13 protein-coding genes are annotated in these 13134 nt (G+C 66.7%); 5 read left to right on the top strand and 8 right to left on the bottom strand.

Annotated features, from left to right (window positions below):
- The first annotated feature begins 3 nt into the window (after nucleotides 1-3).
- Entirely contained in the window at nucleotides 4-837 is an 834-nt protein-coding gene (otnI, locus tag PMI15_RS00885; protein WP_007862647.1) for a 2-oxo-tetronate isomerase, read from the top strand.
- Between the two features lie 27 nt (nucleotides 838-864).
- On the opposite strand, the gene alkB is transcribed toward otnI, so the two are convergent.
- From alkB to PMI15_RS00865, 4 genes are all read right to left on the bottom strand, one after another.
- A complete protein-coding gene (gene alkB, locus PMI15_RS00880) occupies nucleotides 865-1518 on the bottom strand; it encodes a DNA oxidative demethylase AlkB (protein ID WP_007862645.1) in 654 nt (217 codons plus the stop codon).
- A gap of 36 nt (nucleotides 1519-1554) precedes the next feature.
- Nucleotides 1555-2280, bottom strand: a complete 726-nt coding sequence (locus PMI15_RS00875; protein WP_007862644.1) for a 2OG-Fe(II) oxygenase — start codon at nucleotides 2278-2280, stop codon at nucleotides 1555-1557.
- A gap of 90 nt (nucleotides 2281-2370) precedes the next feature.
- On the bottom strand, nucleotides 2371-2787 hold the full coding sequence (gene cueR, locus PMI15_RS00870) for a Cu(I)-responsive transcriptional regulator (protein WP_007862643.1): 417 nt from the start codon (nucleotides 2785-2787) through the stop codon (nucleotides 2371-2373).
- Nucleotides 2780-5224 carry a heavy metal translocating P-type ATPase gene (locus PMI15_RS00865; protein ID WP_036837003.1) on the bottom strand — a complete coding sequence of 815 codons (2445 nt, stop codon included), beginning with the start codon at nucleotides 5222-5224 and terminating at the stop codon, nucleotides 2780-2782. The genes cueR and PMI15_RS00865 overlap by 8 nt, the downstream gene beginning before the upstream one ends.
- A gap of 153 nt (nucleotides 5225-5377) precedes the next feature.
- On the opposite strand from PMI15_RS00865, the gene PMI15_RS00860 reads away from it, so the two are divergent.
- On the top strand, nucleotides 5378-5566 hold the full coding sequence (locus tag PMI15_RS00860; RefSeq protein WP_007862640.1) for a heavy-metal-associated domain-containing protein: 189 nt from the start codon (nucleotides 5378-5380) through the stop codon (nucleotides 5564-5566).
- A 72-nt stretch (nucleotides 5567-5638) separates the two neighbouring features.
- Nucleotides 5639-6493 (top strand): archaetidylserine decarboxylase, encoded by an 855-nt coding sequence (asd, locus tag PMI15_RS00855; RefSeq protein WP_007862639.1) that lies wholly within the window; start codon nucleotides 5639-5641, stop codon nucleotides 6491-6493.
- Here asd and PMI15_RS00850 read toward each other — a convergent pair.
- Nucleotides 6484-7350 carry a DUF72 domain-containing protein gene (locus PMI15_RS00850; RefSeq protein ID WP_007862638.1) on the bottom strand — a complete coding sequence of 289 codons (867 nt, stop codon included), beginning with the start codon at nucleotides 7348-7350 and terminating at the stop codon, nucleotides 6484-6486. The genes asd and PMI15_RS00850 overlap by 10 nt on opposite strands.
- A 288-nt stretch (nucleotides 7351-7638) precedes the next feature.
- On the opposite strand from PMI15_RS00850, the gene PMI15_RS00845 reads away from it, so the two are divergent.
- Both PMI15_RS00845 and PMI15_RS00840 read left to right on the top strand, forming a co-directional pair.
- The gene (locus PMI15_RS00845; RefSeq protein ID WP_007862637.1) at nucleotides 7639-9114 is read left to right on the top strand and encodes a M20 family metallopeptidase; all 1476 of its coding nucleotides are present in this window, start codon (nucleotides 7639-7641) and stop codon (nucleotides 9112-9114) included.
- 75 nt (nucleotides 9115-9189) lie between these two features.
- A complete protein-coding gene (locus tag PMI15_RS00840) occupies nucleotides 9190-10116 on the top strand; it encodes an alpha/beta hydrolase (RefSeq protein WP_007862636.1) in 927 nt (308 codons plus the stop codon).
- A 15-nt stretch (nucleotides 10117-10131) separates the two neighbouring features.
- Here the strand turns inward: PMI15_RS00840 and PMI15_RS00835 are convergent, their stop codons facing one another.
- The 3 genes from PMI15_RS00835 to PMI15_RS00825 form a co-directional block, all read right to left on the bottom strand.
- Nucleotides 10132-11310: an MFS transporter gene (locus PMI15_RS00835; protein ID WP_007862635.1), complete on the bottom strand. Its 1179-nt coding sequence runs from the start codon at nucleotides 11308-11310 to the stop codon at nucleotides 10132-10134.
- Nucleotides 11307-12062 (bottom strand): 16S rRNA (uracil(1498)-N(3))-methyltransferase, encoded by a 756-nt coding sequence (locus PMI15_RS00830; protein WP_007862634.1) that lies wholly within the window; start codon nucleotides 12060-12062, stop codon nucleotides 11307-11309. Before PMI15_RS00830 ends, PMI15_RS00835 begins: the two co-directional genes overlap by 4 nt.
- A 9-nt stretch (nucleotides 12063-12071) precedes the next feature.
- A partial coding sequence (locus PMI15_RS00825; protein ID WP_007862632.1) for an aminoglycoside phosphotransferase family protein occupies nucleotides 12072-13134 on the bottom strand: 1063 nt, incomplete at its 5' end.

Raw genomic sequence — 13134 nt, 5'->3', positions numbered from 1 at the left:
CCCATGCCCCGATTCGCCGCCAACCTCAGCTGGATGTACACCGAGCTTCCCATGGCCGAACGCTTTGCCGCCGCCGCGCGCGACGGCTTCACGGCCGTGGAAATCCTCTCGCCCTATGTCTGGGAGCCGCAGGAACTCAAGGCCATCCTGCAGCGCCACGGCCAGCAGCTGGTGCTGTTCAATGCGCCGCCGGGCGGCGTGGACCCGGCCGGCATCGAAAAAGCCTGGGCCTCCTCGCAAAAAGGCACGGCCTGCCTGCCCGGCCATGAGGCCGAGTTCCGCGCCGGCATCGCGATTGCGCTGGAGTACGCGCAGGCCCTGACCTGCCCGCGCATCCACGTGATGGCCGGCATATTGCCCGCGGGCATGGAGCGAGAGGCGGTACAGCCCACCTATGTGAACAACCTGCGCGAGGCGGCCGCGCTGGCTGCCAGGGTGGGCGTGGACCTGCTGATAGAGCCCATCAACACCCGCGACATCCCCCGCTTCTTTTTGAACCGGCAAGACCATGCGCATGAAATCATTCGTGAAGTGGGGGCGGCCAACGTCAAGGTGCAGATGGACCTCTACCACTGCCAGGTTGTTGAGGGAGACCTGGCCATGAAGCTGCGCAAATACCTGCCCACCGGCCACATCGGCCACTTGCAAATTGCCGGCGCGCCCGGCCGCAACGAGCCCGACGTCGGCGAGATCAACTACCCCTATCTGTTTGCGCTGCTCGATGAGCTCGGCTACGACGGCTGGGTGGGTTGCGAATACAAGCCGCTGCGCGGCGCCCAGTCCAATGCCACAAGCGACGGGCTGGGCTGGCTGGAAAAATTTCGCGAACGCGCCTGAGCGCGTTCGAACCCTTTCAACACGTGCTCAGCGCGCGCGGCGAAACGTCAAATTGATGCGCTGCCTGCCCAGGCGCGCATGCTCACCCTCAGCCAGCGGCGCCACGCCATGGTAGGCCAGCCGCGACGGGCCACCCCACACCGCCACGTCGCCATGCAGCAGGCGGTAACGCGCGGGCCTGTCGCCGCGGTTCAGGCCACCGAACAGGAACACCGCAGGCAGGCCCAGCGACACCGACACAATGGGCGCGTCCAGATGGCCTTCGTCCTTGTCCTGGTGCAGCGAAAGCCGCGCACCGGGTTCATAGCGGTTGATCAGGCAGGCGTCCGGGCGGAAGTTGCCGAAACCGGCTTCCGCAGCGGCCCTTAAAGCGAGCTCGGAAAAGCAAGCTGGCATGGGCGGCCAGGGCTTGCCCGACAGCGGGTCCCTGGCGTCATAGCGGTAACCGCTGCGGTCCGACACCCAGCCCAGCTCGCCGCAGTTGCTCATCGCGACCGACATGGTGTAGCCGCCCGGCGTGACCAGGTGGCGCAACGGCGCAGCCGCCGTGATGCGGTCCACGGCTTGCAGCAAGGCTTCATCGACCTCCAGGGCAAAGCCGGGCAACAGCGCAGCGCCCGGCGCGATGGCTTCGGGCGCGGCATAGGGCTGCGGCGCGTCATCAAAAAGGCCCAGAGTCACACCATCTCCTTGATTGCTTTGCGGCGCGAGCGGCAATCACTCAGCGTCGTGAAAAATAATCCCCAGCGTATGCCGATGCCCACTGCGCACCGTACTCACACCGTGCCGCATGTTGACGCGGTAAAAACCGCGGCTGCCTTGCACCGGCCGGTGGTGCACGGCGAACACCACGGCGTCGCCCTGCTGCAAGGGCACCACCTCGGGCCGAGATTGCATGCGCGGGCGCTGCTCGGTCAGCACAAATTCGCCGCCGGTGAAATCCTCGCCCGGGCGCGACAGCAGCACCGCGACCTGGATCGGGAACACATGCTCGCCATACAGGTCCTGGTGCAGGCAGTTGTAGTCGCCGGGCCCGTATTGCAAGAGCAGCGGCGTGGGCCGCTGTTGGCCGGCTTGGTGGCAGCGCGCGAGGAAGTCGGCATGAGAGGCCGGATAGCGCACATCCATACCCATGGCTTCATTCCAGGCATTGGCTACGTCGACCAGCCTGGGATAAAGCGTGGCGCGCAGCCGCGCCACGATGTCCGGCAGCGGATAGCTGAAGTACCGGTATTCGCCCTGGCCGAAGCCGTGGCGCTGCATCAGCACGCGGCTGCGGAAATGGCGCGCGTCGGCATACAAGCCGGCCACGGTTTGACATTCGCGCGCGCTCAACAGTTGCGCAAGCACGGCGTTTCCGTGGAGATCCAGCGCGGCGGTGGTGGCTGCCCAGTCGTCCGTGTCGGCGGGCAGCAGGGAAAGTGTTCCGGAAAGGGGTGGCATGCGGTGGTCCGTGAGGTGATGGAAATGCCATCTACACCCTCAGGATAAATCCGCCGGCTCGCATGTGCTCGCCGGATCCGGACATTTCATTCAGGCCGCTAATTCGGTCAGGATGGGACAGTCAGGCCGGCTGTTGCCCTGGCAGCAATGCGCCAGGTGGCCCAGGGTCTGCTTCATCGCTTCCATCTCGGCAATGCGGCGCTCCAGGTCGGCCACATGGGCCATTGCGATACGCTTGACGTCGGCGCTGGCGCGGCGCTTGTTCTGCCACAGCTTGAGCAGCTCGGCGATCTCGGCCATGCTGAAACCCAGCGCGCGGGCGCGGCGTATGAAGCGCAGGGTGTGCACCTCTTTTTCGCCGTACTGGCGGTAGCCCGCGTCGCTGCGGTGCACCGCGGGCAGCAGGCCCAGCGATTCATAGTGGCGGACCATCTTGGCCGATACGCCGGAGCGTGCGGCGGCCTGGCCGATGTTGAGCGGACCTGTGCTATCAATGGTTTCAGTCATGGGTGTTTCCTTTCCAGCGGCGCAGCAGCAAGGCATTCATCACCACGCTGGCGCTGCTCAGCGCCATGGCGGCGCCGGCGATCACGGGACTCAAAAAGCCCAGCGCGGCCAGCGGGATGCCGACCACGTTGTAGACAAAGGCCCAGAACAGGTTCTGGCGAATCTTGGCGTAGGTGCGGCGCGAAATGTCGACGGCGCCGGCCACCAGCGCCGGGTCACCGCGCATCAGCGTGATGCCGGCGGCGTGCATGGCCACGTCGGTGCCGGTGGACATGGCAATGCCCACGTCGGCCGCGGCCAGGGCCGGCGCATCGTTGATGCCGTCGCCCACCATGGCCACGCGCCCGCCCTGTGCCTGCACCCCGGCCTTGAGCTGGACCATGATGGCCGCCTTGTCTTCGGGCAGCACCTGGCTGTGCACCAGGTCTATGCCCAGCTGCCGCGCCACGGCGTCGGCGCTGCCGCGGTTGTCGCCGGTCACCAGGGCGGTCTGTATGCCCAGCGCGTGCAGGCGGGCCATGGCCGGCGCCGCGCTGTTTTTAAGCGTGTCGCCAAAGGCCAGCAGCCCCAGCAGCTGGGGCGTGCCTGCGACGTCGGCGAGCCAGGACACCGTGCGGCCCTGGGCTTCAAGCTCCTTGGCACGCGCATCCAGGGCCGCGAAGCTGCCGAGGTCCAGGCCCAGCTCCTGCATAAAGCGCGGGCTGCCAAGCCGCAGTTCACGGCCGGCCACCACGGCAGCCATGCCGCGCCCGGCGACGGCGCGCAACTGGCTCGCCGCGGGAATCTCAAGCGCTTGCTCCATCGCGCGCCGCATGACCGCGCGGGCCAGCGGGTGTTCGCTGCCCGACTGGATAGCGGCAGCCCAGGCCAGCAGTTCACGCTCTGCGATGCCATGCGGCTGTAGTGCCACCAGTTCGGGCTTGCCCTCGGTCAAGGTACCGGTTTTGTCGAAGGCCACGACCTTGACACTGTGCGCGACTTCCAGCGCCTCGGCGTCCTTGATCAGGATGCCCTGGCGGGCGGCTGCCCCGGTGCCTACCATGATGGCCGTGGGCGTGGCCAGGCCCAGCGCGCAGGGGCAGGCGATCACCAGCACGGCGACGGCATTGAGGATGGCGGCTTCCCAGTCCTGCGTCGCCAGGCCCCAACCCAGCAGCGTGACCAGGGCAATGCCTATGACCACCGGCACGAAGACCGCGCTGACCTGGTCCACCAGGCGTTGAATCGGCGCTTTTTTGGCCTGGGCCGACTCCACCATGCGCACAATGCGCGCCAACGTGGACTCTGCGCCTATGGCGGTGGTGCGCACCACGATCAGGCCTTCGGCATTGACCGCGCCGCCGGTCACACGCTCGCCCGCGTGTTTGGCCACGGGCAGGCTTTCGCCGGTGATCAGGGACTCGTCCACCTGCGTGGAACCTTCGACGATCTCGCCGTCCACCGCGATGCGTTCGCCGGGCCGCACCACCACCAGGTCGCCGAGCTGGATGTCCTGCAGGGCCACATCCTCGTCTTTGCCGCCCTGGCGGCGGCGCGCGGTGTCGGGCCGCAGTGCCTGCAGCGCGCGGATGGCGGCGGTGGTCTGGTGCTTGGCGCGCGCCTCCATCCATTTGCCCAGCAGCACCAGCGTGATGACCACGGCCGAGGCCTCGAAATACAGGTGGGCCATGCCGTGGCCGCCGTGGCGCAGCAGCTGGTAAACGCTCAGGCCGTAGGCGGCCGAGGTGCCCAGGGCCACCAGCAGGTCCATATTGCCGGTGCCGGCGCGCAAGGCCTTCCAGCCTGCGCGGTAAAAACGCGCGCCCAGCCAGAACTGCACCGGTGTGGCGATCAGCCACTGCAGCCAGCCGCCCAGCATCCACTCCCGGCCGAACAGTGCACCCACCATGGGCAGTGCCAGCGGCGCCGATAGGGCGGCGGCCAGCGCGACAGGCCACCAGGCTACGGCGGGTGGGTTCGCGGGGCTTTCTCCGGCAGCGGGAATTTCGCGCGCCTGGTAGCCGGCGTTGGCCACAGCCGCCATCAGCGCGGGCAGCATGGCGGCACTGCCGGCCACGCTGACTTCGGCGGTTTCGGTCGCAAGGTTGACGCTGGCTGAGAGCACGCCGGGCACCTGTTTGAGCGCTTTTTCCACGCGCGAGACGCAGGAGGCGCAACTCATGCCCTCTATCCTGAGCCTCAAGGTTTGTTCGGCCACGCTGTAGCCGGCTTTCGCGACGGCGGCCTTCAAGGTGTCCATGCCGACGTCGCCGCGTGCCTTGACGCTGGCCTGCTCGGTCGCAAAATTGACGCTGACGTCCTGCACGCCGGGAACGTCGGCCAGCGAGCGTTCCACGCGCGTCACGCAGGACGCGCAGCTCATGCCCTGGACGGGAAACTGCCACTCGGCCAGCGCTGCCGCGGCGGGCGGGATTTTCAGGGAGGAGGAGGTGTTCATGTCAGGCAGTCTGAACCTTACCATCATGGGAGGGTCAAGCCCGCAGGACAATAGCCACAGTCGCGGGGAGGGCTTGGCTGCCCTGGCTGGACTTTGCCCCCATGGGAAGGTTCAGACTCCTGCCAACCCTTTTCACCACTCTCAAGAGGCTTTATGGAATTCAACATCCCCGCCATGAGCTGCGGCCACTGCGCCGGCGCCATCACCAAGGCCGTCAAGGCACTGGACCCGGCCGCACAGGTCAATGTGGACCTGGCGTCCAAAAAAGTCGTGGTCCAGACCGCGCAGGACCGGCAGGCCGTGGCCGCGGCGCTTGCGCAGGCGGGTTATCCCGCACAGTAAGACGGCGCTGCGCGGCGGCAAGGCCTTGGGGCGTCGATAGAATGGCCCTTCCTCCACCCTTCAAGCCGCCTAGTGTCCGATCGATTCGCCGTCCTTCCCCAATACCTGTTTCCCAAACAGGCACTGACTTCCTTTGCCGGTTTTGTGGCTTCGCGCGAACGCGGCTGGGTCACGACGGAAATCATCCGCCGCTTTGTCGCCAAGTACCGGGTCAATATGGACGAGGCGCTGAACCCCGACATCGCCAGCTACCCGACCTTCAACGACTTTTTCACGCGCGCGCTCAAGCCCGGCGCGCGGCCGCTCGCCGCGGCCGAGCTGGTGTCGCCGGTGGACGGTGCGATCAGCCAGTTCGGCGCCATCGAGAAAGACCAGATCTTCCAGGCCAAGGGCCACCGCTATTCCACCACCGCGCTGGTGGGCGGCGATGCGGCGCTGGCGGCGCACTACCAGGACGGCCACTTCGCCACGCTCTACCTGAGCCCCAGGGACTACCACCGCATCCACATGCCTTGCGACGGCCGGCTGGTGCGCATGGTCTATGTGCCCGGGGAGCTGTTTTCGGTCAACCCCGTCACCGCGCGCGGTGTGCCGGGCCTGTTCGCGCGCAATGAGCGTGTGGTCTGCGTCTTTGAGTCGGCGCGGGGGCCTTTTGTGCTGGTGCTGGTCGGCGCGACCATCGTCGGCAGCATGGCCACGGTGTGGCACGGCGTGGTCAACCCGCCGCGCAGCAAGGAAGTGCGGCAGTGGGATTACCCCGACGAGCCGACCTCGGCGATACGCCTGAAGCAAGGCGAGGAAATGGGCCGCTTCCTGCTGGGCTCCACCGTCGTCATGCTGTTTCCCAAGGGGCCGCTGCGCTTTAACCCCGAGTGGGCGCCGGGCCGCGAGATACGGCTGGGCGAGGCCATGGCTTCTTACCCCTGAGTCGGGGACGTGAAGCCCAGGCGCTTTAAAAACGCCATCGCCGCGGCAGGCGCCCTTTCCTTGGCACCGTTGATGAAATACACAAATACATCGCGCGGTTTTCCCTGCGCCGGGGCTTCTTCCAGCGTTGGCAGGTCCCCGGGTGCACCGCCTGCGGCCCATTGCCTTGCACGTTCAGTCCAGGCGTCGAGCGCACCCTCCTCGTAGCCGGTTTCCAGCTGGGCCTCGCTCATCATCAAGCGGGCATAGGCGAAGTCGCCCGTGAGATCGGCAAAGGACGGGAATTTGTCGGCGTCGGTAAATACGGTGGCGACCCTGTAACGGCGCGCCAGCGCGAGGTAATCGGGCGACATAAAACTTTCATGGCGCACGTCGACCACGTGGCGCAGCGCCCGGCCATCCACCTGTTTCGGCAGCAGTGCCAGAAAAGCTTCGAAATCCCCGGCCTCGAACACCTTGCCGGGCATGAACTGCCACACGATGGGCCCCAGTTTGTCGCCCAGCTCGCTGATGCCGCTTTCGGTGAAACGCCGGATGGACTCGCCCGCCTCGGCCAGCACGCGGCGATTGGTCGCGTAGCGCGAGGCCTTGAGGGAAAACATGAAGTTCTCCGGCGTCTCGTCGTGCCACTTCTTGAAGCTGGCCGGCTTGAGCGTGCCGTAGTAGGTGCCATTGACCTCGATGGCGCTCAATTGGCGGCTGGCGTATTCAAGCTCGCGGCTGTGCGGCAGACCGGGCGGAAAAAAGCTGCCGCGCCAGGGTTCAAAAGTCCAGCCGCCCACACCCGCGCGTATGCGGGCATCGGCTGTGGAAGGCGTGGTGGAAGACGGCGCTTGCGCGCGGCTGGCTGGTGTCATGGCGGCTCCGTGGCGTACTTGTCTGCTCTCTCGTCCAAATAGGGGAGGCACAGGGGCGAAATGGAGGAGATATCTTTGCTCCCGCCGGCCGCGGGCCCTGTAGGTTGAATTCTCCAATTGCGGGTCTTCCATTAGAGCCTGTCTACGATCTAAGAGGCGCTTGCGCGGCCCCTTTTAGATCGTAGACAGGCTCTATGTGGCGTGGTCTGTGCCGGAAGCGTACAGTAGCAGCTGCCGCAGCAAAACGCTGTCCTAAAAAGCCCACATTTTTCTCCCGGAGCCTTTCCCATGAACGCCCCACTGCACCGCGAAATCCCCGCCAGCATCCTCAACGCAGCCCAGGCCCTGTCCCAGGTCACGGCCCAGTGGGACGGCGACATCGTCAAACAGATCACCGACTACATCTCCATTCCCGCCAAGTCCCCCACTTTCGACAGCGACTGGGCGCAGCACGGCTACATCGACACCGTGATGCGCAATGCCGCGGCCTGGGTCGAAGCGCAGAAGGTCGAAGGTCTCAAGCTGGAGATCGTGCGCCTCGAAGGACGCACCCCGGTGCTGTTCTTTGAGATCCCGGCCACACGTGCCGATTCCACGCAGACCGTGCTGATGTACGGCCACCTCGACAAGCAGCCCGAATTCACCGGCTGGCGCAACGACCTGAGCCCCTGGACCGCCAAGTATGAGGACGGCAAGCTCTACGGCCGCGGTGCCGCCGATGACGGCTATGCCGTCTACGCGAGCATCGCCGCGGTGCAGGCGCTTAAAAGTCAGAACGTGCCGCACCCGCGCATCGTCGGCCTGATCGAAACCTGCGAGGAAAGCGGCTCCTACGATTTGCTGCCCTACGTGAATGCGCTGCGCGAACGCCTCGGTGATGTCGCGCTGGTCGTGTGCCTGGATTCCGGCGCGGGCAACTACGACCAGCTGTGGCTGACCACCAGCCTGCGCGGCAACGCGGCCGGCGTGCTCAAGGTGGAAATCCTCACCGAAGGCGTGCACTCCGGCGATGCCAGCGGCCTGGTGCCCTCGAGCTTTCGCATCATGCGCCAGGTGCTGGACCGCCTCGAGGACAGCAAGACCGGCCGCCTGCTGCCCCAGAGCTTTCATTGCGAAATCCCGGCCGACCGCCTGGCCCAGGCGCAGGCCACCGCCAAAATCCTCGGCGACGAAATCTACAAACGCTTTCCGTGGGCGCATTACGACTGCGAAGGCTCCAGCACCTTTGCCTTGCCCACTACCACCGACCCGGTCGAAGCCCTGCTCAATCGCACCTGGCGCCCCACGCTCAGCGTGACCGGCGCCGAGGGTTTCCCGGCGCTCAAGGACGCGGGCAATGTGCTGCGGCCCTACACCGCCTTTAAGCTGTCGCTGCGTTTCCCGCCGCTGATCGACGCCGGCGCGGCGGTGCAGGAGCTCAAGACGCTGCTCGAAGACAACGCGCCCTACCAGGCCAAGGTCACCTTCGAAAGCAACGGCGGCGCGACAGGCTGGAATGCGCCCGGCACCGTGCCCTGGTTCGAGAACGCGCTCAACGACGCGTCGCAGAGCTTTTTCGGTGCGCCCTGCGGCACCATCGGCCAGGGCGGCACCATTCCGCTGATGAACATGCTGAGCAAGGGCTTTCCCAAGGCGCAGATGATGGTTTGCGGTGTGCTGGGCCCCAAGAGCAATGCCCACGGTCCCAACGAATTCCTGAACGTGCCCTACGCGAAGAAGCTGACCGCCGCGGTCGCGCACGTCATGGCCCGCGTCCCCGGTTGATTCGGGTGCGCCACACTTCTTTCCTGCATCGCGACTGCCGGGCGCGCTTGCCCCAGGCCAGGCTTTAGCCGCCGCATGCATTCAACGGTCCTGGCACCCTTCACCGCCCGCGACGGCGAGAACCTGGCCCTGTACGAGTGGCCGCTGGACGCCTGGGCCGACGAAATGGGCCAGTATGCGCCGCCGCCGCGCGCCGTCGTGCTGCTGGTGCACGGCCTGGGCGAGCATGCCATCCGCTACGACCATGTGGCGCGCCAGTTGATGGACTGGGGTTTTGCCGTGCGCGCCTACGACCAGCGCGGCCACGGCGAGTCCGGCGGCGCGCGCGGCGTGCTGCCCGGCGACAGCACCTTGCTCGAGGACCTGGCCGAGGTGGTCGACGACACGCGGCTGCGCTGCATGCGCCTGCTGCGGGAATCCCCTTCGCACCATGCGTCCGCCGAGCCCGACCAGATCCCGCTGGTCCTGCTGGGCCATAGCCTGGGCGGCCTGGTGGTGAGCCGTTTTGTTTCGCTGGGCATACGTCCTGTCGAGGGCCTGGTGATGTCTTCGCCGGCGCTGGATGCCGGCCTCAATCCCCTGCAGAAACTGCTGCTGGCCTTCATGCCCAGGCTGGCCCCCGACTTTTGCGTGGGCAACGGCCTGGACCCGCATTACCTCTCGCACGACCCGGAGGTGGCCAGGAAATACCTGGCGGACCGGCAGGTGCACAACAGGATTTCGTCCCGCCTGGGCAAGTTCATCGCCACGGCCGGCCCCGCCACGATAGCGGCCGCCGCCCAGTGGCGCACGCCCACGCTGCTGATGTATGCGGGCGCGGATCGCTTGGTCAACCCGGCGGGCAGCCGCGCTTTCGCGGAAACCGCCGCGAACTCACGCGGCGTCATGCCCGGCACGGTGACCGCGCGCTGTTTTGAGGGCCTGTACCACGAGATCTTCAACGAAACCGACTCGGTGCCGGTGTTTGACACGCTCAAATCCTGGCTGGACGCGCGCTTTTAGCGGGCACAAGCCTCTTCAGGCGCCGGCGGCGTCGCTGCCCTTGCGCCGGCCCAGTGCAAGCCAGGCCAGCAACGCGCCGGTCAGGCCCAGCGGCAGCAGCGAGCCGAGGTTGAGCAAGTCCCAGCCTTGGGTCGTGACAAGCACGCCGGAGGCCAGCGAGGAAACCGCCAGCACGGCAAAAATGCAGAAATTGAGCGCGCCCTGCGCCTTGTCTTTTTCTTCGGGGCGGTAGGCGGTGAGCGCCAGCGTGGTGGCACCGGTGAACAGGAAATTCCAGCCCAGCCCAAGCAGGAAAAGCGCCCCCAGGAACTGCTTGAGGTCCACGCCCGAGAGCGCGATCAGCACGCACAGCACGTTGAGCAGCAGGCCCGCCGCCATGATGGGCAAGGTGCCAAAGCGGCGTATCAGGTGGCCGGTGAAAAAGCCCGGCGCGAACATGCCGATCACGTGCCACTCCAGCACCAGCGCGACGCTGGAAAACGGCAGGCCGCAGACCTGCATGGCGATCGGCGTGGCGGCCATCAGCAGATTCATCACGCCAAAACCCAGGGCGCCGGCGGCCGCGGCCACGACAAAGACCGGCTGGCGCATGATTTCAGAAAGCGGTCGCCCTCCCCGGGCCGCATGCGCTTCGGGCGGCGGCGGAAATTGAATGAAGGCCAGCAAGGCCATGGACAGCAGCGCCACGCCGGCCAGCGCCAGGTAGGCGCCGGCAAAAGGCACGGCGGTCAGCTCCCGCGTGTGGGCCGCAAGGTTGGGCCCGGCGACGGCGCCCAGCAGGCCGCCGGCCATGACCAGCGAAATGGCTTTTTCGCGAAAGGCCGGCAGGGCCAGCTCGGCAGCGGCGAAGCGGTAGAGCTGCGCGTTGGCACTGTAGTAGCCGGCCACCACCGTGGCCGTCACCAGCAGCCAGAAGTTGCGGCTGTAGGCCGCATAGCAGCACAGCAGGGCCGAGGCCACGGCCACCAACAGGCCGAGCTGGAAAGAAGTCTTGCGCCCGAAGCGCGATTGCGTGCGCGCCACCACCGCGGTCGACAGTGCCCCGCCCACCACATAGCCCATGACGGGCAGGGTGGCCATCCAGCCCAGCGGTGCCAGGTTCAGGCCGACCAGGCCGTTGATGGCGATGAAGGTGACGTTGTTGGTGAGGAACAGGCCCTGGCAGATGGCCAACAGCCAGAGGTTGCGGTTCATGCGGCCGCGCCCAACGTCAGCAGGGACAAGCAGGCCAGCGGCGCGGTTTCGGCCCGCAGCACGCGCGGACCCAGCGTGACGGGACTGAAACCGGCGGCGATGGCCGCGGCTTCCTCGGTGGGGCTCAGGCCGCCTTCGGGGCCGCTTAAAAACGTCAGCGCGCCGCTGCCCGGCACCGCCTGGGCCAGCGGGAGGCTGCCCTCGCGCAGCGACAGCAGCAGGCGGCTTCCCTCTGCGGCGGCGTTCACGGTGCCTTTGAGCCAGTCGGCCAGGCTGGCGACGTCGTGGATCAGCGGGACGCGGCTGCGGCCGCATTGTTCGCAGGCGGCGACGGCCACGCCGCGCCAGTGCGCGATTTTTTTGTCGGCGCGCTCGCCCTTGAGGCGCAGCACGCTGCGCTCGCTCATCAGGGGCTGGATGCTGGCCGCGCCCAGTTCGGCCGCTTTTTCCACCAGCCAGTCCATGCGCTCGTTGGCCGGCATGACGACCGCCAGGTGGATGGCGCGGCCGGCCTCGCGCGCCGTGGGGGTGTAAGCGCCGATGGTGACCTCGACCTCGCTGCGGCCCATGCGCGCGACCGTGGCCTCGAACTCCCCTTCGCTGCCGGGCAGGCCATCGCCCCGGCCGTTGAACAGCGAGAGGGCGTCCCCGGGCTGCAGCCGCAGGACCTGCACGTGGCGGGCAGCGTCCGGCGGCAGCTGGACCGTCGTGCCCGGCACCAGTGCAATGTCGGCATGGAAACGGGCATTCATGGCATGGCCTTAAAACGTGTAGCCCACGCGGGTCTCATTGCCTTCGATCTCGTCAAGCAGCACCATCAGCGGCCCGAGCTGGCGGTAGCGCGCGGCGGTGTTGCGGGCATATTTGATGAAGCGGGGGGTGTCGGCCAGGTATTTGGGCTTGCCATCGCGCAGCGTGAGCCGTGCGAAGATGCCCAGAATCTTGAGGTGGCGCTGCAGGCCCATCCATTCGACGGCGCGGTAGAACTCGCCGAAGTCATCGCCGACGGGAAGGCCCGCTTTGCGGGCTTTCTGCCAATAGCGCACGGTGATGTCGAGCACAAAATCCTCTTCCCAGCTCAGGAAGGCATCGCGCATCAGGCTGGCGATGTCATAGGTGATCGGGCCGTAGACCGCGTCCTGGAAGTCCAGAACCCCGAGCGGCGGCGTACCCGTGGGCGCAGTTGATGCGCCATCTGGAATCATCAGATTGCGCGGCATGAAGTCGCGGTGCACAAACACCCGCGCGCCGTCGAGCGAATTCAGATTGCTGGCCTTGATCTGTTCGAAGATGACGTTCAGCTTCTCCGGAAGGCCGGTGTTCAGTGCGATCCCGCGGTGCTTGGCGACATACCAATCGGGAAAGAGCGAGAGCTCGCGCGACAGCAGCGCGTCGTCATAGGGGGGCAGCACACCGGGTTGCGATGCGAGCTGCCAGCGGATCAGGGTCTCCGCCGCATCCACATACAAGTCGTAGTGCGCAGGCGTCGGGCTGGCAATGGTGTCAACCGCGGCGGGCGGCGCGATCACTTCCATCATGGTCCGCGCGCCCAGGTCGCTCAGCAGCATGAAGCCCAGAGGCTCGTCCCATGCCAGCACGCGCGGCGCGTTCAGGCCTGCGCCCGCCATCAGGCCGGCGACCTTGACAAAGGGTTTGCAGTCCTCCTGCGCGGGCGGCGCATCCATGATGATGCAGCTGCCCCCACCCGATGCGGCGTCCACCCGGAAGTAACGGCGAAAGCTCGCATCGGCGGAAGCCGGCCTCAGCGTGCCGGCTTGCAGGTGGTGCTGGCGGGCTGTGGCGGCCAGCCAGTGCTCGAAGGCG

Origin of the sequence: Polaromonas sp. CF318, assembly GCF_000282655.1 — a bacterium.
Lineage (GTDB): Bacteria > Pseudomonadota > Gammaproteobacteria > Burkholderiales > Burkholderiaceae_C > Polaromonas.
The sequence above is the reverse complement of the archived record's forward strand: the minus strand, read 5'-3'. Positions and strand labels throughout refer to the sequence as shown.